The organism is Streptomyces sp. SYP-A7185 (assembly GCF_046103685.1).
GTDB lineage: Bacteria > Actinomycetota > Actinomycetes > Streptomycetales > Streptomycetaceae > Streptomyces.
In genome coordinates this window covers 7,399,004-7,421,728 of record NZ_CP122310.1, presented here as the reverse complement: position 1 = coordinate 7,421,728, position 22,725 = coordinate 7,399,004, and the positions used below count along the sequence as shown (strand labels likewise).

At 71.5% G+C, this 22,725-nt stretch carries 19 protein-coding genes; all 19 read right to left on the bottom strand.

Annotated elements, in window-relative coordinates:
* Positions 1-16: 16 nt before the first annotated feature.
* The gene (locus QBL25_RS32555) at positions 17-217 is read right to left on the bottom strand and encodes an acyl-CoA carboxylase subunit epsilon (RefSeq protein WP_409060525.1); all 201 of its coding nucleotides are present in this window, start codon (positions 215-217) and stop codon (positions 17-19) included.
* 106 nt (positions 218-323) lie between these two features.
* Positions 324-1,505 (bottom strand): nucleotide disphospho-sugar-binding domain-containing protein, encoded by a 1,182-nt coding sequence (locus QBL25_RS32550; protein WP_409060524.1) that lies wholly within the window; start codon positions 1,503-1,505, stop codon positions 324-326.
* Positions 1,502-2,701: a hypothetical protein gene (locus QBL25_RS32545; RefSeq protein WP_409060523.1), complete on the bottom strand. Its 1,200-nt coding sequence runs from the start codon at positions 2,699-2,701 to the stop codon at positions 1,502-1,504. Before QBL25_RS32545 ends, QBL25_RS32550 begins: the two co-directional genes overlap by 4 nt.
* Positions 2,698-3,891, bottom strand: coding sequence for an acyltransferase family protein (locus tag QBL25_RS32540; RefSeq protein ID WP_409060522.1), 1,194 nt, complete (start codon positions 3,889-3,891; stop codon positions 2,698-2,700). Before QBL25_RS32540 ends, QBL25_RS32545 begins: the two co-directional genes overlap by 4 nt.
* A 165-nt stretch (positions 3,892-4,056) precedes the next feature.
* Positions 4,057-4,683 (bottom strand): DsbA family protein, encoded by a 627-nt coding sequence (locus tag QBL25_RS32535; protein WP_409060521.1) that lies wholly within the window; start codon positions 4,681-4,683, stop codon positions 4,057-4,059.
* Positions 4,684-4,781: 98 nt separating this feature from the next.
* Positions 4,782-5,849 (bottom strand): 2-oxoacid:ferredoxin oxidoreductase subunit beta, encoded by a 1,068-nt coding sequence (locus QBL25_RS32530; RefSeq protein WP_409060520.1) that lies wholly within the window; start codon positions 5,847-5,849, stop codon positions 4,782-4,784.
* Positions 5,839-7,746 carry a 2-oxoacid:acceptor oxidoreductase subunit alpha gene (locus QBL25_RS32525; protein ID WP_409060519.1) on the bottom strand — a complete coding sequence of 636 codons (1,908 nt, stop codon included), beginning with the start codon at positions 7,744-7,746 and terminating at the stop codon, positions 5,839-5,841. The genes QBL25_RS32530 and QBL25_RS32525 overlap by 11 nt, the downstream gene beginning before the upstream one ends.
* An 11-nt stretch (positions 7,747-7,757) precedes the next feature.
* Positions 7,758-8,747 (bottom strand): Gfo/Idh/MocA family protein, encoded by a 990-nt coding sequence (locus QBL25_RS32520; RefSeq protein ID WP_409062849.1) that lies wholly within the window; start codon positions 8,745-8,747, stop codon positions 7,758-7,760.
* A complete protein-coding gene (locus tag QBL25_RS32515; RefSeq protein WP_409060518.1) occupies positions 8,747-10,153 on the bottom strand; it encodes an NDP-hexose 2,3-dehydratase family protein in 1,407 nt (468 codons plus the stop codon). The genes QBL25_RS32520 and QBL25_RS32515 overlap by 1 nt, the downstream gene beginning before the upstream one ends.
* Positions 10,154-10,248: 95 nt before the next feature.
* Positions 10,249-11,055, bottom strand: a complete 807-nt coding sequence (locus tag QBL25_RS32510) for an NAD-dependent epimerase/dehydratase family protein (protein WP_409060517.1) — start codon at positions 11,053-11,055, stop codon at positions 10,249-10,251.
* A complete protein-coding gene (gene rfbH / locus QBL25_RS32505; RefSeq protein WP_409060516.1) occupies positions 11,052-12,356 on the bottom strand; it encodes a lipopolysaccharide biosynthesis protein RfbH in 1,305 nt (434 codons plus the stop codon). Before rfbH ends, QBL25_RS32510 begins: the two co-directional genes overlap by 4 nt.
* A 28-nt stretch (positions 12,357-12,384) precedes the next feature.
* A complete protein-coding gene (rfbB, locus tag QBL25_RS32500) occupies positions 12,385-13,368 on the bottom strand; it encodes a dTDP-glucose 4,6-dehydratase (protein WP_409060515.1) in 984 nt (327 codons plus the stop codon).
* A complete protein-coding gene (locus QBL25_RS32495; protein WP_409060514.1) occupies positions 13,365-14,423 on the bottom strand; it encodes a glucose-1-phosphate thymidylyltransferase in 1,059 nt (352 codons plus the stop codon). The genes rfbB and QBL25_RS32495 overlap by 4 nt, the downstream gene beginning before the upstream one ends.
* 101 nt (positions 14,424-14,524) lie before the next feature.
* Complete coding sequence (locus tag QBL25_RS32490; RefSeq protein WP_409060513.1) at positions 14,525-15,109, bottom strand: dTDP-4-dehydrorhamnose 3,5-epimerase family protein; 585 nt, start codon at positions 15,107-15,109, stop codon at positions 14,525-14,527.
* A 15-nt stretch (positions 15,110-15,124) separates the two neighbouring features.
* Complete coding sequence (locus tag QBL25_RS32485; RefSeq protein WP_409060512.1) at positions 15,125-16,282, bottom strand: nucleotide disphospho-sugar-binding domain-containing protein; 1,158 nt, start codon at positions 16,280-16,282, stop codon at positions 15,125-15,127.
* A gap of 279 nt (positions 16,283-16,561) precedes the next feature.
* Positions 16,562-17,419 (bottom strand): SDR family oxidoreductase, encoded by an 858-nt coding sequence (locus QBL25_RS32480; protein ID WP_409060511.1) that lies wholly within the window; start codon positions 17,417-17,419, stop codon positions 16,562-16,564.
* Positions 17,420-17,478: 59 nt separating this feature from the next.
* Positions 17,479-19,020 (bottom strand): acyl-CoA carboxylase subunit beta, encoded by a 1,542-nt coding sequence (locus QBL25_RS32475; protein WP_409060510.1) that lies wholly within the window; start codon positions 19,018-19,020, stop codon positions 17,479-17,481.
* A gap of 11 nt (positions 19,021-19,031) precedes the next feature.
* Positions 19,032-20,420: an MFS transporter gene (locus QBL25_RS32470; protein WP_409060509.1), complete on the bottom strand. Its 1,389-nt coding sequence runs from the start codon at positions 20,418-20,420 to the stop codon at positions 19,032-19,034.
* A gap of 1 nt (position 20,421) precedes the next feature.
* On the bottom strand, positions 20,422-22,725 hold the full coding sequence (locus QBL25_RS32465; protein WP_409060508.1) for an SDR family oxidoreductase: 2,304 nt from the start codon (positions 22,723-22,725) through the stop codon (positions 20,422-20,424).

Sequence of the window (22,725 nt, the reverse complement as noted above, 5' to 3'; positions counted from 1 at the left end):
TGCGGCCGGGCACGGCTCAGGCGCGCCAGCTGCGCGGGCCCGGGGAGCGCGGGGTCCGGTCGGGCCTGCTCCAGCGGGCGGTGGCGCGGTGGTGGCGGGCGAGGTCGTCCGGGGCCGCGTCGGCGGCCTGCCGGCTCAGCAGGACGGCGGTGAGGGCGGCCAGCTCCTCGGGGGTCGGGGAGCCCTTCTCCACGCAGATCAGGTCGGTCGACGGCATGTCGTCTCCTCAAGTCCTCAGGGTGGTCGGGTCGATGGATCGATGGATGGATCGATGGATGGATCGATGGGCGGGTCAACAGATGGGTGAGCGGGTGGTCTCGGTGTTACGCGGCAGTGCTGTGGGGCGTGCCCGAGGCCCGCGCGGCTGACGCCAACTCCGCCAGGGCGACGGCCAGTTCGGCGGGCGGCGCCATGGCCGCGATCTCCCGGGCCAGGGTCAGCGCGCGCTCCCGGTGGCCGGGGTCCTCCAGGAGGTCCCCGCAGGCGCGTGCCACCGCCTCCGGTGTGGCGGCGTCGGGCGGGAGCAGCAGGGCCGCGCCGAAGTCCGCCACGCGTTGCGCCGGGGGCGCGAACACGGCGGCCTCCGGGATGACCAGCTGCGGCACGCCCGCGGCCATGGCGGTCAGCGCGGTGGCGGCCCCCGCGTGGTGCACGAACAGGTCGCAGGTGGGGGCGAGCACGTCCAGCGGGATCCAGTCGGCCCGGATCCGCCCGTCCAGGTCCCGCAGACCGGCGGCGAGGTCGTCCGGCGCGGGGACGACGATGTCCACGTCGAACGGGTCCAGGGCCCGGACGAGGCCGCGCACGAAGTCGGTGCTCTGCTCCCGGGTGGCGCGGCTTCCCGCGGTCACGCAGACCCTGCGGCGCTCGCCCCGCGTGTACATCCACGGGGCGAGGCGGCACTGGAGGTTGCCGGGGATCCACCGCATCAGCTCGGCCGGCGGCGCCCCGGGCGCGGTGAGGCTGGGCGGGCAGACGTCGACGCGCAGGTCGGGCGCGGGCAGCCGGACGCGTCCCGCCCGGGCGAGCTCCGGGGCGAGCTCGGCCTCGGCGGCGGCGTCCATGAGGGAACTGTCGTCGTAGTCCCAGGCCAGGCGGACGTACGGGACGCCGAGTTCGGCGGAGATCAGGGCCGCCGCGTAGGCCAGGGAGCCGCCGACGACCAGATCGGGCCGCCAGTGCGCGGTGAGGCCGCGCAGGGAGGGCAGGCTGTCGGCCGCGAGCTGTCCGAACCACTGCCCCACGAAAGCCCGTTGGCGGTGCGGGGGCCCGGTCTCGCCGTGCGGGAAGTGCTTGGCGCGGCCCGCGCGGTCGTGGCGCAGATAGCGGGTCAGGGGCTGGTCCGTCACCGGGACGCCGGCCAGGCCGGTCCGCGCGACGACCGGCATCATCTCCTCGGTGGAGGCGAGGAACACCTGGTGGCCCGCGGCGCGCACGGCCGTCGCGAGCGGCACGAGCCCGAAGACGGTGGCCGGGCTCGCCCCGGCGACGAACAGCACCCTCATGATGCCGCTCCCCGTGGCGCGAGGGTGTCCCGGTGGGCGCGGGACAGCGAGCCGTAGCGCGAGCCGCGCCGCTCGATCTCGGCGAGGGTGTCCTTGCCGAACGTGGGGCCGTACGGGCTGATGCGCCGTCGGGCGGCGTCGGCCGCGGCGGCGTAGCGGGGGTCGGGGCGCAGCGCGTGTTCCCGCTGGCAGGCTTCGGCCAGCTTGATGACGTGGTCGTCGCCGTGTTCGACGGCGCGGGCGGTCAGCTCGCCGAAGCCGGGCAGTCCGCGGGCCGCGTCCGCCGCGTCGGCGTGGGCCGTGTCCTCGCCGCCGGGGCTCTCCGTCAGGTCGAGGAGCATGACGACCTGCACCTGCCAGAGGGCGGCGAGGGTGGGCGCGTGCAGCGCGTCGGGCAGGTGGGGCAGGACGAGGCGCACGGCCGCCGGGGCGGTGATGCCGTGGATCGGCGGGATGGGCAGCACCTCGGGGTGGGCGAGGTAGACGCCCGCGAACTGCGCCGTCATGTCGGACAGGAGCAGTTGCACGTTGTCCGGCCGCAGGGCGTGCAGGGCGCGGTGGTAGCCGTCGTACGAGGCGAGTGCGGAGGTGTCGTCGGTGCGTCCGCGTCCGCCGCGGAAGCGGGAGCCGGTCAGCTCGTCGCGGGGCAGCGCGGCGATCGCCTCGGCGAGGCCCTGCCGGCCGAGCAGCCTGACACGGCCCGGCAGCGGGGTCCAGCGTGCCGCCCAGTAGGCCAGGCCCCGGGAGAGCTCGGTCAGTTGCAGGTCGCTGGGGTGCGGGGTCGCGGCGAGGCTGCGCACGGCGTGCGCGGTGCGGATCACGCCGTGCGTGAAGCCGGCCATGATCCCGGGCAGCAGCCTCGGCCACCAGCGGACCAGGACGTCCCGCCAGTGTGCTTCGGCCAGTTCGCGGGCGAAGTACACCTCCCAGTCCCCCGCCCGGCCGAAGTCGCCGAGCGCGTCCCGCCACGCACCGGGGCGGATCACCTCGCCGGGGACGGGCCGTTCGTGGTGGGTGAGGCCCTTGCGGTAACCGTCGACCCAGGTCCCGATCGTGTCGCCGTAGCCGAGCGTGGCCAGGGTCTCGGCGCACATGGGGCCGTGCGCGACGAAGCCTTCCGGCTCGGGGCCCCGCTCGTACCCGAGGTCGTCCAGGCGGCCGAGGGCTTCGTTGACGGCGTCGGTGTAGGCGCTCACGCGAGGCGTCCTTCCGGTTGTCGCGGTGACTCGGGATGTTCCTGTGGCTGGGGGTGCTGCGGTGGCTTCGCCTCAGGGAGTGCGCGCCGGGGGCGGCTCCAGCGGCGGACGGCGGGACGCTCCACGGCGACCATCAGGAGGGCTCCGGCGGCGAGCGAGGCGACGAACAACCCGCAGATCAGGGCGGCTCCGGCGGCGGTCCCGAGCAGCCGGCCGTCCATCAGTTCGACGCGGACCCAGTGGATGACGACGTAGTGCGCGAGGTAGAAGCCGAAGGAGACCTCACCGAGCCGACGCAGCGTGCGACCGCGCAGCACGGTGGGCACACCCTCGACGTCGCGTGCGGCCACGGCGCAGATCAGCGCGGCCACCGGCACGATCATGAGCGCGGTGAGCGCGTTCAGCCAGGGCACGGCGGTCGCCAGGGCGTATCCGGCGGCCAGGCCGAGCGCAGCGGCCGGGACGCCGACGCGTGGCAGCAGCCCCTCCCGCAGCAGCCGGGCGAGCAGCAGGCCGAGCGTGAACTCGAAGAGGCGGGCGGGCGGGAAGGCGTATCCGAACCAGAACTGCCAGCCGGTGACGGGTGCGTCGTACGGCGCCGCACCGGTGGTGAGGACGAACTGCGCCACGAGCTGTACGGCGATGACGCCCCCGCCCATGGCCAGGGCCCAGCCCCGGAGCGCGCCCGGTCTGATCCGCCGCACCAGGCCGATCAGGAGGGGGAAGAGGAGATAGAAGAAGACCTCGGCACCCAGTGACCACGAGGGCGAGTTGACGCCGAAGTGGACCCGCGGGTCGGCGGACCAGGGCTGGAGCAGGAGGAGGTTCGGCAGGCTGGACCACAGGGGCGTGGACGCCCCCGCGAAGAGGAGCATCGCCAGGGCCCAGGTCACGGCATGGCTCGGGAAGACCCTGACCAGCCTGCGCCGCCAGAAGCCGGCGGCCGTGTCGCCTCCCCGCGCCGCCGACCAGGCGAGCACGAAACCGCTGAGGACGAAGAAGAACGAGACGCCGAGCCACCCCGCCTTCTCCAGACCCCTGCCGAGGCCCGACGCGAGACCGCGGTCGGCGAAGGGGGCGAAGGGGAACGGGAAACTGATCGTCACGTGGTGGAGGAAGACGATCACGGCGGCGAAGAAGCGCAGGCCGGTGAGCGAGTGCAGCCGTGCGGGACGGGACGGTTCGGTCATGGGGAGGGACCGCTTTCGCGTCGGAGCGGACGGGGGAAAGGTGCGCGCACGCAAAGCAGCGGGTTGCGCCGGTACATCCGGCACAACCCGCTGCTGTGGCTGGTTCCATATAAAAGGGCGAACAGTGGCACAACCGAACTGGACGGTCGATTCGGCTGTCGGCCCTCAGTTCGTGAGCGGAATCCTTTCCAGCGCTTCCGAGAAGGCCTCGACGGTCTGCGCGCCGGACAGCGTCGTGCCGTCGTCGAAGACGAACAGCGGTACGGAACTCACCTTCGCCTCCCGTACGCGGGAAAGCTGCTCGTCCAGAACCCCGGGACCCACATCGGCCGGCGCGACGCCGATCTCGTCGGCGAGGCGGCGCAGCGTCTCGGGTTCGGCGATGTTCACCCCGTCGGAGAAATACGCGCGGAACAGCCGGTCCGCCATGATCTCGCCCTTGCCCTGCTCGGCCGCCGCGAGCACCAGCCGGTGACCCGCGGCCGTGTTGGTGAAGATGGCCCGGTCGAAGTGCACGTCGAGGCCGTCGTCCTTGCCGAAGGACCGGTCCTTGGAGATGGTCCGCGCCATTTCCTCTCCGAAGGCTTCCCGGTGCACGTCGAACAGCGGCCGGCCGGTGACGGGTTCGTCCGACGAGAGATGGAAGGGACGGAAGATCACCTCGACCTCTCCGCCGTTGTCGCGATACCGCGCGATCGCCTTCGAGAACCGGGCGAACCCGAGATAGGAATGGACACAGACGAGGTCGTAGAAGAATTCGACACGGCGTGGGGTGGTTTCGCTCGGCTTCATGCGTTCACCTTCCAACCTGAACCACGGTTCAGGTCAAGCTGTTCTTGGAGTAAGGCGGTCATCGGAACCGGAAATGGCCGGTGATCGTCGGTCGGCGATCAGCCGACGACGGTCCAGGTGTCGCCGCCGGCGAGGAGGGCGGCGAGGTCGCCCTTGCCGTTGTGTTCGATGGCGGTGTCGAGCTGGTCGGACATCAGGGTGTCGTAGACGGGGCGTTCGACGTCGCGGAAGACGCCGATGGGGGTGTGGTGCAGGGTGTCGGGGTCCGCGAGCCGGGACAGTGCGAAGGCCAGGGTGGGTGAGGTCGAGTGCGCGTCGTGGATCAGGATGTGCGGCTCGGTCTCGGGGGTGACCGGGACGACTTTGAGGTCGCCGGTGGCCGGGTCGCGGAGGACGCCCTGGGCGCCCAGGCCGTCTGGCCGGGGTTGGCCGAAGCGGATGGGCTGTCCGTGTTCCAGGCGGATGACGGCTTCTTCGGCCTGTTGTTTGTCCTTGAGGACTTCGAAGGCGCCGTCGTTGAAGATGTTGCAGTTCTGGTAGATCTCCACCAGGGCGGTGCCGGGGTGTTCGGCGGCCGCGCGCAGCACGCCGGTGAGGTGTTTGCGGTCGGAGTCCACGGTGCGGGCCACGAAGCTGGCTTCGGCGCCGATGGCCAGGGATACGGGGTTGAAGGGTGCGTCCAGGGAGCCCATCGGCGTGGATTTGGTGATCTTGCCGACTTCGGAGGTGGGGCTGTACTGGCCTTTGGTGAGGCCGTAGATCCGGTTGTTGAAGAGCAGGATCTTGAGGTTGACGTTGCGGCGCAGGGCGTGGATGAGGTGGTTGCCGCCGATGGACAGGGCGTCGCCGTCGCCGGTGACCACCCATACGCTCAGATCGCGGCGGGAGGAGGCCAGGCCGGTGGCGATGGCCGGGGCGCGGCCGTGGATGGAGTGCATCCCGTAGGTGTTCATGTAGTACGGGAAGCGGGAGGAGCAGCCGATGCCGGAGACGAAGACGATGTTCTCCTTGGCCAGTCCCAGTTCGGGCATGAAGCCCTGCACGGCGGCCAGCACGGCGTAGTCACCGCAGCCGGGGCACCAGCGCACCTCCTGGTCGGACTTGAAGTCCTTGGCCGTCAGGGGCAGGTCGGCTCTGGGGACGAGGGTGAGTGCCTCAGCGGGCATGGAGGGCCTCCTGGAGGGCGGTGGCGAGCTGCTCGGCCTGGAACGGCATCCCGTTGACCTGGGTGAAGGACCGTGCGTCGACCAGGTACTTGGCGCGGACGAGCGTGGCCAGCTGACCCAGGTTCATCTCCGGGATCACCACCCGGTCGTACGCACGCAGCACCTCGCCCAGGTTGCGCGGGAAGGGGTTGAGGTGGCGCAGATGGGCCTGCGCCACGCTCTGCCCGGCCGCCCGCAGCCGCCGTACGGCGGCGGTGATGGGCCCATACGTCGAACCCCAGCCGAGCACCAGCAACTTGGCGTCGCCGGTGGCGTCGTCGACCTCCAGGTCCGGGACCTCGATGCCGTCGATCTTGGCCTGGCGGGTGCGGACCATGAAGTCGTGGTTGGCCGGGTCGTAGGAGATGTTGCCCGTGCCGTCCTGCTTCTCGATGCCGCCGATGCGGTGTTCGAGACCGGGCGTGCCGGGGATCGCCCACGGCCGGGCCAGCGTCCGCGGATCGCGCTTATAAGGCCAGAACACCTCGGTGCCGTCATCCAGCACGTGGTTCGTGCCGGACGCGAACGGCACACGAAGGTCGGGCAGTTGCTCCTGCTCCGGGATGCGCCAGGGCTCGGAGCCGTTGGCCAGATAGCCGTCCGACAGCAAGAACACCGGGGTGCGGTAGCTGACCGCGATCCGGGCGGCCTCGATGGCCGCGTCGAAGCAGTCGGCCGGCGTCCTGGGCGCCACGATCGGCACCGGCGCCTCGCCGTTGCGCCCGAACATCGCCTGGAGCAGGTCCGCCTGCTCGGTCTTGGTCGGCAGCCCGGTGGAGGGCCCGCCGCGCTGGATGTCCACGACCAGCAGCGGCAGCTCCAACGACACCGCCAGACCGATCGTCTCCGACTTCAGCGCCACCCCGGGCCCCGACGTCGTGGTCACCGCCAGCGAACCACCGAAGGCCGCCCCCAGCGCGGCACCGATGCCCGCGATCTCGTCCTCGGCCTGGAAGGTCCGCACCCCGAAGTTCTTGTGCTTGGACAGCTCATGCAGGATGTCGGACGCCGGAGTGATCGGGTACGAGCCCAGATAGAGCGGCAGATCCGCCAGCCGGCCCGCCGCGATCAGCCCGTACGACAGGGCCAGATTCCCCGAGATGTTGCGGTAGGACCCGGGCGCGAAGGCGCTGGTGGCCGGCGCGACCTCGTACGAGACCGCGAAATCCTCCGTCGTCTCGCCGAAATTCCAACCCGCCCTGAAAGCAGCGATGTTGGCCTCGGCGATGTCCGGCTTCTTGGCGAACTTCGTCCGCAGGAACTTCTCGGTTCCCTCGGTCGGGCGGTGGTACATCCACGACAGCAGCCCCAGCGCGAACATGTTCTTGCTGCGGCCCGCGTCCTTGCGCGAGAGGTCGAACCCCTTGAGGGCCCCGACCGTCAGCGTCGTCAGCGGCACCGGATGCACCTGGAAGGCGTCCAACGACCCGTCGTCCAGCGGTGATTCGGCGAATCCCACCTTCTGCATCGCACGCGTCGTGAACTCGTCGGTGTTGACGATGATCTCCGCCCCGGGCGGTACGTCCGGCAGGTTCGCCTTCAGGGCCGCCGGGTTCATCGCGACCAGGACGTTCGGCGCGTCGCCCGGCGTGAGGATGTCGTGGTCGGCGAAATGCAGCTGAAAGGAGGAGACACCCGGCAGGGTCCCGGCAGGAGCACGGATCTCGGCGGGGAAGTTCGGCAGTGTCGAGAGGTCGTTCCCGAAGGACGCCGTCTCCGAAGTGAACCGGTCACCGGTGAGCTGCATGCCGTCACCGGAGTCACCCGCGAAACGGATGACGACCCGGTCCAGACGGCGGATCTCGTTCTGCTGCAAGGTGGTCGCCCTTTCCGGAGGCGGTGTCGTTCGGCTCTGCACAGGGGGGTCGGTCAGTTCCGCTCGCCGGCGGCCCCGCGTATCCCGTCGAGAAGTTCGGCCTGCCGCAGGCAGACCGGATCCGGCGTGGACCGCGCCCGCACGCCCTTCACGAAGGCGGCGACCGTGAGGGCGACCTGGTCCGCCGGCGGCAGCCGGACCACCTCGGTCCCCGACCGGCGCTCCACGCGGACCTCGGGCACGAAGTCCGCGGGCGGGGTGAAGGCGCGCTCCACGGTGATGCGGCCCTCGCTCCCCCACAGTTCGTATGACGACCGGTAGGCGTGGTCGAGCCCGAAGACCAACCGGGCGCCGATGCCGCCCGGCGTGCTCAGGAGCGCCTGGCCCGAGGTGTCCACCTCGCGGCCCGGCCCCCTGCCGAGCAGCGCGCCGCGCACCTCAAGGCCGTCGCCCAGGAAGTGCAGGGCCGCGCGGACCGGATAGACGCCGGTGTCCCACAGGGCGCCGCCGCCCAGGTCGGCGCGGTGCCTGATGTCGTCGTCGGGCAGGCGCGGGATGGCGAACGCGGCCTGGAAGGCGCGGAGTTCACCGATGGCGCCGTCGGCGACGAGCTTGAGCACCGCGTCGTGCAGCGGGTGATGGACGAACATCACGTTCTCCATCATGAAGCGCCCCGACTCCCGGGCCAGGGCGACTAGGCGGCGGGACGTCTCCAGGTCGGTCGTCAGCGGCTTCTCGGCGAGCACGTGCTTTCCCGCGCGCAGGGCCGCCTCGGTCCACTCCGCGTGCAGTGCGGCGGGCAGCGGCAGGTATACCGCGTCGATGTCGTCGCGGTCGAGGAGCCGCTGGTAGCCGTGCACGGGCTCGGCGCCGTACGGGCGGGCGAGTTCCTCGGCCCGGTCCGCGTCGCGGCTGGCGATCGCGGCGATCCGGATGCCCTCCGTGGCCGCCATGGCGGGCAGCACACGGCGGCGCGCGATGTCCGCGCAGCCCAGCAGGCCGACGCGTATGCCGTCGTGCCGTGCGCTCGGGTCCTGCGCCATCACGGCCGCCCCGCGAGCGCGTTGAGGCACAGGAGCAGGGTGCGTGCCTGGACGTTGAGGTAATGGCCGTGCCTGAGCAGGGAGTTGAGCTGGTCGCGGGTGATCCAGCGGTAGCCGGGGGGTGCTTCCAGCGGCGCCGTTTCCTCGTCCGCCTCGACGATGAGGTAGCGGCTCTCGGCGTTGAGGAAGCGGCCGCCCTCCTCCGAGTGCACCGCCTCGTACCGGATCTGCTCGGGGGTCGCCGCCAGGACCAGGTCGAGGAAGGGCGGGCGGTACTCGCCCTCCAGGTGGGCGTAGTTGCCGGGGGTGTGCATGACGGTGGGTGCCAGCTCCACCGTGTCCAGGAGGCCGCCTTCGACACGTGCCTCCATCAGGACGTGCGACACTCCCCCGATGCTGCGGGTCACGAAGGCCGTGACGCCGATGCCGTGCGGTTCGAACACCGGCTGGGTCCAGCCGGTGACCTCGCGGCTTCCGGCCTCCACGCGCAGGGCCACCACGCTGAAGTGCCGGCCCTCCTCGTGGTCGATGGACATGTCCCCGCGCTTCCAGCCGCTCGCCTCGTCCAGTGGGACGCGTTCCGCGTGGACGTCGTGCCGGGCGCGCTCGGCGGTGAACCAGGACAGGACGTCGGTGTCCGAGTGCAGGGCGCCCTCGTCCTCCTGCGGCAGCGGCGCACAGGCCAGGACGGTCCTGGTGTCCATGTTGACGACGTTGTCGCGGCGCAGGAGCTCACCGATCTGACCGAGGGTCAGCCAGCAGAAGTCCGGGTCGAGCGGGACGTCGTCGACGGCCTCGACGATCATGTTGCGGTTGCTCTTGCGGAAGAACCACGCGCCGTGCTCGGACTGGAGCGAGTCGGCGATGACCCGGCCGCGGTCGGCCCGGGTGAAGTACTCGATGTACTTCACGTCGGCGCCCTTGTGGACCTTGGTGTAGTTGCTGCGGGTGGCCTGGACCGTCGGCGACAGCTGGAGCAGGTTGCGGTTGCCCGGCTCCATCTTGGCCTGCATCAGGAAGTGCAGGACGCCGTCGAACTCCTTGACGAGCAGGCCGAGGATGCCCACCTCGGGCTGTTTGATCGTCGGCTGGTACCACTCGCGGTGCGGGCCGGTGTCCCGGGTGACGTGCAGGCCCTCGACGGTGAAGAAGCGCCCGCTGCGGTGCACGAGGTTCCCGGTGGCGTCCTCGAACGACCAGCCGTCCAGGCCGCTGAAGGGGATGCGCTCGATCTTGAAGTGGTGGGCGCGGCGCCGCTCGTCGAGCCAGTCGGCGAAGTCATCGGTGCGCAGCCGCGCGCCCTCGGCCGTCGCGGCCGACCGCGCTATGCGGTGCGCGACGGCCGGGTCCTCGCGCGACGTCAGGGCGGTCGGCTCGGGGGTCGGCCTGCCGGGTGGGGCGTACATGGCTCACTCCTTGCGGGATCAGGGGCGGCGGGATGAGGGCGGGAGGGCGGGGCTTGGGGGCTGGGCCGGGCGTGGATCAGGGGGGCGGGCGCACCTCAGAGCGCGGTGGGCACGGTGGCGGCGCGCTCACCGGCCGCCGGCCCGCCTGCCCCGCGGACGACGCCCGCGGAGTCGAGGAAGGCGTCCAGGACCTGCCGGTAGTACGTGGGGGTGAAGCCGAGGCCGGCGGTTTCGGGCACCAGGCGCCGCAGCTTCTGGGTGGAGATCACGTGGTGTGCTCCGGCGTCCCGGTACTCCCGCCGCACCTGGAGGCCCAGGCGCTCCTGGAGGTGGTCGACGATGTGGTCCACCGGCACCGCCTCCCCGGAGGCCACGTTGACGGTCTCGCCGCGGACGCCGCGGTCCAGGAGGCGGTCGATGAGGGTGACCACGTCCGCGACGTCGATGAGGTCGCGGGTCGCGCCCCGGTGGACGCGGACCCCGCCCTCGAGGACCTGCCGCAGCAGGGAGGGCATCAGCTGGTGGGGCGGCTGGCCGGGACCCACCAGGTGGCCGAGGCGCAGGATGAGGTAGTCGGCGCCGGAGGCCTTGAGCTGCTGCTCCAGCGCGAACTTGTGCGCCCCGTAGGGAGTGCACGGCGTGACCGGGCTGTCCTCACGCCCCGTGGCGCCCTCTCCGTACATCCCCGTGGAGGCGGTGGAGAAGAACAGCAGCCGTCGCCCGGTGGCACGGCACCGTTCGGCCACCTCGCCCAGGAGCGCGGACTCACGGGCGAAGTCGTCGTCCGACGTGCCGCTGGCCCAGGAGACACCGGCCGCGAGGACGGCCGTGTCGGGGTGCCGGTCGGCGATGGGCCGCAGGTTCCGGGCGAGAAATCCGTTTCCGACGATTTCCATGGTCATCCACGGGCTCCCACGAACTCTCTGATCGAGGAGACGACGTAGTCGAGCATCTCCTCGGTCAGGCCGGGGTAGACCCCGATCCAGAAGGTCTGCTCGGTGATGATGTCGCTGTTGGTCAGATCGCCGACGACGCGGTGCGGCTGGCCTATGTAGGCCGGGTGGCGGGTGAGGTTGCCGGCGAAGAGACGGCGGGTGCCGATCTTGCGGCCCTCCAGGAAGTCCACCAGCTCGGCCCGGGTGAAGGGCGCTTCGGGCGACACGGTGAGGGCGAAGCCGAACCAGCTCGGGTCGCTGCGCGGGGTCGCCTGCGGCAGGAGCAGGTGCGGGAGGCCGTCGAGGCCGTCGTAGAGCTGCTTGAAGTTCCTGCGGCGTGCGGCGCAGAAGTCGTCGACCTTGGCCAGCTGGGTCAGGCCGAGCGCGGCCTGGAGGTCGGTGGCCTTCAGGTTGTAGCCGACGTGCGAGAAAATGTACTTGTGGTCGTAGCCGGCGGGCAGCGTGCCCATCTGGTACTTGAACCGCTTGAGGCACTTGTTGTTCTCGCCCGGCTCGCACCAGCAGTCCCGGCCCCAGTCGCGCAGGGACTCCACGATCCGGGCGAGCGCCAGGTTCGAGGTCAGGACGCAGCCGCCCTCGCCCATCGTCAGGTGGTGGGCCGGGTAGAAGCTGACGGTCGTCATGTCGCTGAACGTGCCGGTGAGCTGGCCGTCGTACGTGGAGCCGACCGCGTCGCAGTTGTCCTCGATGAAGAACAGGTCGTGGTCGTCGGCGAGTTGGGCGATCTCGGCGACCTCGAAGGGGTTGCCGAGTGCGTGCGCGATGATGATCGCCCGGGTCTTGGGGCCGATGGCCTGGGCCACCCGGTCGGCCGTCGTGTTGTACGTGCCGAGCTCGACGTCGACGAAGACAGGCACCAGGCCGTTCTGGAGGATCGGGTTGACGGTCGTGGGGAAGCCTGCCGCGACCGTGATCACCTCGTCGCCGGGGCGCAGCCGCCGGTCCTCCAGGAGGTGCGAGGTGAGGGCGGTGGTGGCGAGCAGGTTGGCCGACGAGCCGGAGTTCGTCAGATGGGCCTTGCGCCGCTTGAGCTTGCGCGCGAACTGCGACTCGAACTTGCGGGAGCTGCGGCCCGCCGCGATCCGCATGTCCAGGGCGGCCTCGACCAGGGCGAGCCGGTCCTCCTCGTCGAGGACGGCGCCGGAGGGCCAGATCTCCGTGGTGCCGGGGACGAATCCCTTGTCGTCCTCGACGTCCCGGTGGTACTTGCGGACCTCGTCCATGACGAGTTCCTTGTGCAGGCTCATGTCGTGCCCTTCCTGAGGTGTTGCTCCGTCATGCCCGGTCCGCCGCGATCGCCTTGGAGTGCTGCCACCAGTCGGTGTTCTCGCGGTACCAGGCGACGGTGTCGGCGAGGCCCTGCTCGAAGGAGACGCGCGGCGCGTATCCCAGCTGCTCGGCGATCTTGGTCTCGTCGAGCGAGTAGCGCAGGTCGTGCGCCTTGCGGTCGGGGACGCGGCGCACGCTGGACCAGTCCCGGCCGGTGAGTTCGAGAAGACGCTCGGTGATGGCGCGGTTGGTGCGTTCGTTGCCGCCGCCGACGTTGTAGACCTCGCCGGCCTGGCCCTTGTTCAGGACGAGGTCGATGGCGCGGCAGTGGTCGTCGACGTGCAGCCACTCCCGTACGTTCGCGCCCTCTCCGTAGAGCGGCACGGTGAGGCCGGCCAGGAGGTTGGTCACGAAGAGCGGGATGAGCTTCTCGGGGTGCTGGTAGGGCCCGTAGTTGTTGGAGCAGCGGGTGATCGACAGGTCGATGCCGTGGGTGCGCCAGTACGAGCGGGCGACCAGGTCGGACGCGGCCTTGGACGCGGCGTACGGGGAGTTGGGGGCCAGCGGCCAGGTCTCGGTCCAGGAGCCCTCGTCGATGGAGCCGTAGACCTCGTCGGTGGAGACGTGGACGACGCGCTCGACGCCGCTGGCCAGGACCGCTTCGAGCAGGGACTGGGTGCCGAGGACGTTGGTGCGGACGAACTCCGCGGCCGACTCCAGGGAGCGGTCGACGTGCGACTCGGCGGCGAAGTGCACCACGGCGTCGTGGCCGGGCAGCAGCTGGCGCAGCAGGTCGCCGTCGAGGATGTCGCCCTGGACGAACGTCAGCCGGGGGTCGTCCGCCGGCAGGCTCTCGCGGTTGCCGGCGTAGGTGAGCTTGTCGACGACGGTGACGTCGGCGCCTTCCCAGCCGGCGTACTCGTCCTGGAGAAGGGTGCGGACATAGTGCGAGCCGATGAAGCCGGCGCCGCCCGTGACCAGGATCTTCATGCTGCTGCCACCTCTACGCTGGTGTGGTCACCGACGACGAGCCGGTGCTGGGCCGCCTGTCCGACGGTCGCGGACCGTCCGATCACCGAGCCGTGCAGTCCGCGGACCTCGGTGACGGTCGCGCCGTCGAGGGCGATGGATTCGTCCATGTGGGTGCCGCGCAGGACGCAGTCCTTGCCGATGGAGGTGTAGGGGCCGACGCGGCTGTCCTCCACGAGCGTTCCGGCGCCGATGATCGCCGGTCCTTCGATGGTCGAGCGGACGACGCGGGCGCCGGCCTCGACGACGACCTGGCCGGTGATGACGCTCGTCGCGTCGACCTCGCCCACGACGTCGGGCTTCACGTCGTCGAGGAGCTTGCGGTTGCAGGCCAGTACGTCGTCGACGCGGCCGGTGTCCTTCCAGTAGCCCTCGTACTGGCTGGCGCGCACGTCGGCGCCGTGCGTGAGGAGCCACTGGATGGCGTCGGTGATCTCCAGTTCGCCGCGTGCGCTGGGCTCGATGGAGGCGACGGCTTCGTGGATGGCGGGCGTGAAGAAGTACACGCCGATCAGGGCGAGGTCGCTGCGCGGCTCCTTGGGCTTCTCCACCAGGCGGGTCACGCGGCCCTCGGCGTCGAGCTCGGCGACGCCGAACGCGGTGGGGTCGGCCACCTTGTGGACGACGACCTGGGCCGCGGGGCGGTCGGCCGCGAACTGTGCGGCGATCTCGCCCACGCCGTCGGGGAGCATGTTGTCGCCGAGGTACATCACGAAGTCGTCGTTGCCGAGGAAGGGCCGGGCCAGCGACACGCAGGCGGCGAGCCCGGTGGGGTTCTCCTGCGGGATGTAGGTGATCCGCACGCCGAGGCCCGATCCGTCGCCGACGGCCGCCTCGATCTGCTCGGCGCCGCCGCCGACGATGACGCCGATCTCGGTGACGCCGAGGTCCCGGATGTTCTCCAGGACGTGCTGGAGAACCGGCTTGTTCGCTATCGGGATGAGCTGTTTGGGCATCGAGTAACTGAACGGTCGCAGGCGGGTTCCCGACCCGCCCGACAACACCAGGGCCTTCATGAAGATGTCCTCCTCATTTGCGGCGCTCGCTTGTGGCGGCGCTCGCTGATGACTGATTCCGGCTGGAATTCCTGTTGAATTGCGCGGCCGTGCCCATGCGCCTATGCGTGGGACGTGCGGGGCTCGTACGGCATGAGCAGACCGGCGGCGGCCGCCTGTGCCGCCGTCGGCGCCTTGGCGTCCTTGTCGGAGATGAGCGGCGGCTCGGTGAAGCCCCAGGGCAGGGCCAGTTCCGGGTCGAGCGGGTCGATGTCGACCTGGGTGCCCGGCACATGGGCGGTCGACAGGACGTAGCAGATGCAGGCGTCGTCGGTGAGGGTGAGGAAGCCGTGGCCGACGCCTTCGGGCACGAAGACGGAGGTGCCCTCGTCGGCGTCCAGTTCGTTGCTCACGTGGCGCCCGTACGTGGGTGACCCGAGGCGCAGGTCGACCAGGATGTCCCGCAGGACGCCCCGGACGCTGGTGACGAACTTCGCCTGGCCCGGCGGGTTGGTGACGCTGTGGATCCCCCGCAGCGTGTTGCGGCGGGAGACCGAGTAGTTGATCTGCCGGGGGGTGAAGGGGCGGCCCGCGGCCTTCTCCAGCTCCTCGGTCCGCAGTGCTTCGTGGAACGAACCACGCTCGTCCCGCAGGTGGTCGGGGGCGACGAGGAAGGCCCCGGGAATCTCCAGCTCGGTGATGCGCACGTGTGCTCCAGGTCCTCAGAGGTTCTCCAGGTCACGGACGACCCCGGCCGGCGTGGGCATCAGCAGCATCTCGGCGCGCAGCCGCCGGGCCGCGCCGGTGTACCGGGGGTCGTCCAGGACGTCGGTCAGGGCGTCCCGCAGCCGCTTGGGCGCGTCCTGCGCCTCGGCCGTGTCCAGCGAGACGGCCGCCCCCAGCCGCGCGAGGCGGTCGCCGTGGCCGAAGTTGTCGGCGATCTGCGGCAGCACGAGCTGCGGAAGTCCGGCGAGCGTCGCCGTCATCGAGGTGCCGGAGCCGCCGTGGTGCACGACCGCCGCGCACTGTTCGAGAAGCAGGCCCAGCGGGACCGCGCCGACGCACCGGACGGTGGCCGGCACCTCGCCGACCAGGCCGCGCAGTTCCGCGGGCACCGTCGCGAGCACCTCGATGTCCGGTATCTCGCCAAGCGCCCGCAGCAGCCGTACGACGAAGCCGGTGCCGTTCAGCCGCAGCGTCCCGCCGAGCGACAGACCGACGCGCCGCGTGCCGCCGTCCTGCCCCTCGCCCCACGGGAACCCGTCGGGCAGCCGCCAGTTGGCGCTGTACGGCACGTGCCGGACCGGCACGCCCGATGCCGCGCCGGGCAGCTGGAGCGAGGGCGGGCACGGGTCGAGCAGGACGGCCGGGTCGGGCAGGGCGCCGACGCCCAGTTCCGCGCACAGCTCCCGCAGGTGCTCCCGGGCGAAGCCGAGGGCCTCCCCGGCCAGGCTGTCGACGCCCCACCGGTGGTGGACGACCGGCACGTCGAGCGCCCGCCCGATGATGAGGGTGCTGTACTCCAGCGGGTCTCCGACGATCAGGTCGGGGCGGTAGGACCGCGCGAAGTCCAGGTGCTGCCGGACCACCCGCTCGGCGTGACCCGACCACGCCCGGGCGTAGCCCTCGATGCGCAGCCGGTCGCGCGGGCGCACCTGGAGGGGGCGCTGCCACGGTGCGAGTCCCCGCAGCAGCACGGCCTCGCCGTCGAACGCCGCTCCGGTCTGGAAGCCGACGAATCCCGAGGCGCGGACGATCCCGTCGATGTCCGGCTGTCCCGCCACCACCACGTCGTGTCCTGCGCCGCGCAGGGCCCAGGCGAGGGGCGCGAGCGGGGTGAAATGGCTCGCGGAAGGAGTGCTGATGAATAGGACGCGCATTAACTCTTCTCCAGAGTGCGGGGCTTCTTTGCGAAGCCTCTGTGACCGCGCCGCCGACGTTTCGAATTCCGGTGGGCGAAGACAATGCGAGGGCAGCCGAATAGCAAGGGCGCCTGAAGAAAGACTCTTTGCTGCGCGGCAACCGCGTCAACACACTTCACCTGGAATTGACGCGGACCGGACCGGACGGTGAGGTTCTGTCATTCCTCGCATTCCGCACGGGAATCGGGGCCGCCGCGGGAGGGGCGGCAGGGGGCCGGCGGGAAGGGCGGCAGGGGGTCAGCTGAACGCGTCGGCCCGCTCCTGGACCCACTGGCGGAACGTGCGCGCGGGACGCCCGGTGACGTCCGCGACGACCGTGGAGCCGACCTCGGGCTCCTTCGTCAGCGTCGCGAAGTAGTCCAGGGCGCCGTCCGCGTACGAGGGCGGCCAGCCGGCGTCGACCATGGCCTGCCGGGCGGCGTCGTGCTCGACGTCCTGCCAGCCGAGGTCGCGCCCGATGACCTCGCCGATGACGCGGACCTGGCCTTCCTGGGAGAGCTCCTCGGGCCCGGACACCAGGTACTTCTGGCCCGCGTGGCCGTCCTGGGTCAGCGCGGCGGCGCCGACGGCCGCGAGGTCGCCCTCGTGGACGGAGGTGCGGGTCGCGGCGCCGTAGGGGAAGTGGACGACGCCGCCGTCGCGGATCTGGCCGGCGAAGCCGAGGGCGTTGGCGTGGAAGCCGGTGGTGCGCAGGAACGTCCAGTCCAGGCTCGTCTTCTCGACGAGCGACTCCAGATAGGCGTGGCAGTTGTTGTCGACCGGTTCGAGGCCGATGTGCACGCCGACCGAGGAGACGACCGCGATTCGGCTCGCCCGCGCCTCGATCTTGCGCAGCACGGCGGGCGCGGTGGTGACGTCCAGGGCGAAGAACGGCCACATCCAGAAGACGCCGTCCACGCCGTCGAGCGCGGCGTCCAGGCTGTCGGGGTCACCGAGGTCGCCGTGGTGGATCTCGGTGCCCGCCGGGAGGCGCCCGGCGTTCGGGTCGTCCTTGAGCACCAGGGCGCGGACGGTGGCGCCGGCTTTCTGGAGCTCGGCCACGGCGTGCGGGCCGACGTTGCCGGTGGCGCAGGTGACCAGGATGGTTCGGGGCATGGCGGGGTGTCCCTCTCGTACGTGGGGTGTGATGGGGGCGGAGGACGGGCGGACCGCTTCTACTGCGGCGGGTTGCCGTGCTTCCGCGAGGGCAGGTCGGCGTGCTTGGCCCGGAGCATCGCCAGGGAGCGGGTGAGCACCCGGCGGGTGTCGCGCGGGTCGATGACGTCGTCGACGAGGCCGCGCTCGGCGGCGTAGTACGGGTGCATGAGCTGCTCCCGGTACTCCTCGATCTTGGTCTGCCGCAGTGCGTCCGGGTCGTCGGCCGCGGCGATGTCCCGGCGGAAGATGACGTTCGCGGCGCCCTCGGCGCCCATCACGGCGATCTCGTTGCTGGGCCAGGCGAGCGCCAGGTCCGCGCCGATGGAGCGGGAGTCCATGACGATGTACGCGCCGCCGTAGGCCTTGCGCAGGACCAGGGAGATGCGCGGGACGGTGGCGTTGCAGTAGGCGTAGAGCAGTTTGGCGCCCCGCCGGATGATGCCGTTGTGCTCCTGGTCGACGCCGGGCAGGAAGCCCGGCACGTCCACGAGGGTGACCAGCGGGATGTTGAAGGCGTCGCAGAACTGGACGAAGCGCGCGCCCTTCTCCGAGGCCTCGATGTCCAGGACCCCGGCCATGGCCTTGGGGTTGTTGGCGACGACCCCGACGACCTGGCCGTCGAGCCGGGTCAGCGCGCAGACCAGGTTGGGCGCCCAGGCGGCGTGCACCTCGAAGTACTCGCCGTCGTCGACGATCTCCTCGATGACCTCCCGCACGTCGTAGGAGCGTCCCGGCTCGCTCGGCACGATGTCGAGCAGCGCGTCGGTGGCGCGGTCGGCCGGGTCGTCGCTGAGCTCCACGGGCGCCAGTTCACGGTTGTTGGCCGGGAGCAGGGAGAGCAGATAGCGGACGTCCTCCAGGCAGCTCTCCTCGTCGTCGTACGCGAGGTGCGCGACGCCCGAGGTCCCGGCGTGCACGTCGGCACCGCCCAGGCCGTTCTGGCTGATCTCCTCGCCGGTCACCGCGCGGACCACGTCCGGGCCCGTGATGAACATCTGCGAGGTCTCGCGGACCATGAACACGAAGTCGGTCAGGGCCGGCGAGTAGGCCGCTCCCCCGGCGCACGGGCCGAGCATGACGGAGATCTGCGGGATGACGCCGGAGGAGCGGGTGTTGCGCTGGAAGATGCCGCCGTACCCGGCGAGCGCGGTGACGCCCTCCTGGATGCGGGCGCCCGCGCCGTCGTTGAGCGAGACCAGGGGGGCGCCGGCCGACGCGGCCAGGTCCATCACCTTGTGGATCTTCTCGGCGTGCGCCTCGCCGAGCGCGCCGCCGAAGATGCGGAAGTCGTGGGCGTAGACGAAGACCGTGCGGCCCTGGACGCTGCCCCAGCCGGTGACGACACCGTCGGTGTGGGGCTTCTTCTTCTCCAGGCCGAAACCGGTGGCGCGATGGCGCCGCAGGGTCTCGATCTCGTTGAACGAGCCCTTGTCCAGGAGGAGTTCGATGCGCTCGCGGGCGGTGAGCTTGCCCTTGGCGTGCTGCGCCTCGGTGGCTTTCTCGCTCGGCCCCGCGAGGGCCTTCTCCTTGAGGTCGAGCAGTTCGTCGAGCTGGTGCAAGGCGTGCTCCTTCACGATCGGCGAAGAGGTCTGAGTGCGGCGAGCAGTCCCACCGCGCCGACCGCGGTCACCAGGGCCATCGCCGTGCGGCTGCCGTGGGACGTCAGGAGGGCGGCGGTCGGCGCGATCACCAGGACGGCGCCGGTCTGGACCGCGGTCTGATAGGTGGCGACGGCCGGGCCGCGCTCGGTGGGCGCGACGCCCGCGACCGCCTGGGTGTTGAGGGCCGCGAAGGCGAGCACGAAGCCCGCCCCCACCAGGAGCAGCGTGGGCAGCACTCCGGTGGTGTACGTCGCGTGGGCGGGGTCCCGCAGATACAGGACGTACCCGATGAGGGGCGCGGTGGCGCCGAGGACGATCAGCCGGGATGTGCCGAACCGCCGCACCATCCGCCCCGACGACAGGGCCGTCAGGGCCAAGGGCGCGCTCGCGGGCAGCAGCGCGAGGCCCGTACGGAGCGGCCCCCACCCCTGCGCGGTCTGCCACTGGTAGGTGAGGACGAGCAGCAGCCCCAGGAAGGAGCCGTTGAGCGACGCTGCGCCCAGGGCCGAGCGGACCAGCGGTCCGTCACGCAGCAGCGCGGCCGGCACCAGCGGATGCCGCGCCCGGCGTTCGGCGAGGCAGAACGCCGCGAGGAGCGCGAGGGCGGCCAGGGCAACCCCCAGGGTCCACGCGTCGGCCCGCCCCCGCTCGGTGACGGTGACGACCGCGAGGACGAGGGCGAGGAGCCCACCGGTGAGGGTGAGCGCCCCCGCCACGTCCAACTGGCGCCGCGTGACGCGGGGCCGGCCGCCCGAGCCGTCGTCCTCGGGGATGAGTCTTTGGCCGAAGACGAGCAGCACGAGCACCACCGGCGCCGGGAACACCATGGTCCAGCGCCAGCCCGCCTCGGTGAGCAGCCCCGACAGGACGAGTCCCGCCGTGAAGCCGCACCCTCCGAAGAGGGTGTACACCGACACCGCGCGGTCGCGGTCGGGGCCCGCCCGGAACGTGGCGCCGATGATGGCGAGCCCGGTCGGCGCGGTCAGCGCCGCGCAGAATCCCTTGACGAACCGCGTGGCGAGCAGCGTCGCCGGATCACCCGCGAGCCCCGCGACGAGCGAGGCGGCCGCGAAGCCGAACAGCGCCCACAGGTAGACGCGCCGCCGGCCGAGCAGGCTCACCACGCGCCCCGCGAACAGCATCAGCCCGCCGAAGCCGACGGCGAAGCCGGTCAGCGTCCACTGCGCGGCGACGGGCGTCAGCCGCAGGTCCGCGCCGACCGACGGCACGGCCACCACCATCACCGACACCTCAAGGGCGTCGATGAGCATGTTGCCCGCGAGGACGATCAGCAGCCCCCACATTCGCGGGCTCCAGGCCCCGGGGGCCGGGGGCGCGGCCGTGGATGCGTCCGTCATGTCAGCCAAGCAGGGTTCCGCCGGAGGCGTCCACGAAGGAGCCGGTGATCCAGCGGGCCTCGTCGGAGGCGAGGAAGGCCACGACGTCGGCGATGTCCTCGGGCTCGCCCACGCGGTTGAAGGCGGAGAGGGCCGACATCTGCTCGACGGCTTCGGGGATGTCGAACACCGGGGTGCCGTTGCGGGTGATGCCGGGCGCCACGCTGTTGATGGTGATGTTGCGCGGGCCGAGCAGCTTGGCGAAGTGCAGGGCCAGCTGCTCCACCGCGCCCTTCGTCATCGCGTAGGCGATCTCGGAGGGGTTGGCGCACCGGGTCAGACCGGAGGAGATGTTGACGATGCGGCCTCCGTTCGGGAGGTTCTTCAGCGCCCGCTGGATGATGAAGAACGGTGCTCGCGCGTTGACCGCGAAGAGCCGGTCGAAGGCCTCGGGCGTGGTCTCCTCGACCGCGACGCCGCCCATGACCCCGGCGTTGTTGACCAGGATGTCCAGCGTCGTGGAGCCGGTGCGCTCCTTGAGTCCCTCCTCCAGGCCGAGGAACAGCTCGTGCACGTCGCCCGGGACGCCGAGTTCGGCGCGGATCGCGAAGGCCCGGCCGCCCTCCTTCTCGATGGTGGCGACGGTCTCCTCGGCGGCTTCCTTGCTGCTGGTGTAGTGCACGGCGACCAGTGCGCCGTCGCGGGCCAGGCGCAGGGCCGTCGCGCGCCCCATGCCGCGGCTCGATCCGGTGACCAGGGCCGTCTTTCCTTCGAGTCTGCTCATGCTGTTCCTCCCGTGGTCGGCTGATGTTCCGGCGCTCGCGCCGGCTGTGGTCCCTGCTGAGGCGGCGGCCCGCGTCAGGCCGAACCAGCGCTCCAGGGCGGTGCGCAGCCCGTCCGTCCGCGGGCCCGTCCAGGCGACGTGCCCGTCGGGGCGTACGAGGACCAGGCCCGCCTCGTCCAGGTCCGTGCCGGACGCGCGGGCCGCCGTGACGGTGACCCGGTCGAGCCAGGGTCCGGTCGACTCCGCCAGCGCCGCGTGTTGTTCGGGGTCGTCCCGCAGGTCCAGGAGCAGGCCGTGGCCGGTGCGCAGCAGGGCGGTGGTCGAGACGGCTCCGTCCGGGGTCACGAGGTCGGTGTGCGGGAGGCGGGCCCCCAGGAGCGGGGACGGTCCCTCGCCGACGTCGTAGCGGACGTCCAGGCCCGACACCATGCCCGCCAGGTGCTCCCGGGCGGGACGGTGCCCGGCGACTTCGCCGACGACCGCCCGCACGGCCTCCACCTCGGGGCCGCCGAGCAGCAGCATGGCCTGGGCCTTGATGTTGGTCAGGACCCGCCGCCCGATCATGTGCCGCTCTTCGTGGTAGCTGTCGAGGAGGCCGTCCGAAGCCTTCCGTCCCACCTGGACGGCGAGTTTCCAGCCGAGGTTGACGGCGTCCTGGAGGCCGAGGTTGAGGGCCTGGCCGCCGATCGGCATCTGCTGGTGCGCCGCGTCGCCCGCGAAGAGCACGCGCCCGTCGCGGTACCGCTCGACCTGGCGGCTCGCGTCCCCGAAGGAGTTGATCCACAGCGGGGTCCCGCCGCTGATGTCCTCCCCGGTGACCCGGCGCCACACCGCGCACAGTTCGTCGAACTCCGGTTCGCCGGTGCGCGCGCCCGCCGGGCGGCCGAACTCGTGCACCATGACGCGCGTGACGCCGTCGTCCCTGCGCGCCGCGATGGCGAGCCCCTTCTCCAGGCGCTCGAACCGCCGGTTCGGTACGTCGATGCCGTCGACGTCCGCGCGGATCAACTCCCGCCCGGCGTCCGTGCCCGGGAAGGCGGTCCCGGTCAGGCGCCGCACGGCGCTGTTCTCGCCGTCGCAGCCGACGACGCACAGGGCGCGCAGCCGGACGGGGCCGCCGGGCCCCGCCGCCTCGACCTCGACGTGGTCGTCCTCGACGGTCAGCGCGCGCACCTCGTGCCCGCGCCGCAGGTCAGCGCCGAGGGACAGGGCCCACTCCTGGAGTACCTCCTCGGTGCGGGTCTGCGGGACCTTCCACTGCCCCGGGTAGGGGCTCGGCAGCGTCAGGTCGAGCGGGATGCCGCCGAAGTGGCCGCGCGGCTCGTTCGGCGGGGTGCCGAACTTCTCCAGCAGGCCGCGGCTGTCGAGGATCTCCATGGTCCTGGCGTGCAGCGTCGAGGCCCGCGACTCCGTCGTCGGGGCCTGCCTGCTCTCCAGGACGATCACGTCGGCGCCGCCGAGCCGCAGCTCCCCGGCGAGCATGAGGCCCACGGGTCCGGCTCCGACGACGACGACCTGGGTGTCCAGATGGTGCGACGGCAT

Excerpts from the sequence above, each read along its gene's own strand:
- QBL25_RS32465 (WP_409060508.1), bottom strand. The coding sequence starts at position 22,725 with ATGCCGTCGCACCATCTGGACACCCAGGTCGTCGTCGTCGGAGCCGGA.
- QBL25_RS32550 (WP_409060524.1), bottom strand. The coding sequence starts at position 1,505 with ATGAGGGTGCTGTTCGTCGCCGGGGCGAGCCCGGCCACCGTCTTCGGG.
- QBL25_RS32470 (WP_409060509.1), bottom strand. The coding sequence starts at position 20,420 with ATGACGGACGCATCCACGGCCGCGCCCCCGGCCCCCGGGGCCTGGAGC.
- QBL25_RS32510 (WP_409060517.1), bottom strand. The coding sequence starts at position 11,055 with ATGACCATGGAAATCGTCGGAAACGGATTTCTCGCCCGGAACCTGCGG.
- QBL25_RS32515 (WP_409060518.1), bottom strand. The coding sequence starts at position 10,153 with ATGTACGCCCCACCCGGCAGGCCGACCCCCGAGCCGACCGCCCTGACG.
- rfbB (WP_409060515.1), bottom strand. The coding sequence starts at position 13,368 with ATGAAGATCCTGGTCACGGGCGGCGCCGGCTTCATCGGCTCGCACTAT.
- QBL25_RS32555 (WP_409060525.1), bottom strand. The coding sequence starts at position 217 with ATGCCGTCGACCGACCTGATCTGCGTGGAGAAGGGCTCCCCGACCCCC.
- QBL25_RS32520 (WP_409062849.1), bottom strand. The coding sequence starts at position 8,747 with ATGGCGCAGGACCCGAGCGCACGGCACGACGGCATACGCGTCGGCCTG.
- QBL25_RS32495 (WP_409060514.1), bottom strand. The coding sequence starts at position 14,423 with ATGAAGGCCCTGGTGTTGTCGGGCGGGTCGGGAACCCGCCTGCGACCG.
- QBL25_RS32540 (WP_409060522.1), bottom strand. The coding sequence starts at position 3,891 with ATGACCGAACCGTCCCGTCCCGCACGGCTGCACTCGCTCACCGGCCTG.
- rfbH (WP_409060516.1), bottom strand. The coding sequence starts at position 12,356 with ATGAGCCTGCACAAGGAACTCGTCATGGACGAGGTCCGCAAGTACCAC.
- QBL25_RS32485 (WP_409060512.1), bottom strand. The coding sequence starts at position 16,282 with ATGCGCGTCCTATTCATCAGCACTCCTTCCGCGAGCCATTTCACCCCG.
- QBL25_RS32480 (WP_409060511.1), bottom strand. The coding sequence starts at position 17,419 with ATGCCCCGAACCATCCTGGTCACCTGCGCCACCGGCAACGTCGGCCCG.
- QBL25_RS32530 (WP_409060520.1), bottom strand. The coding sequence starts at position 5,849 with ATGCCCGCTGAGGCACTCACCCTCGTCCCCAGAGCCGACCTGCCCCTG.
- QBL25_RS32535 (WP_409060521.1), bottom strand. The coding sequence starts at position 4,683 with ATGAAGCCGAGCGAAACCACCCCACGCCGTGTCGAATTCTTCTACGAC.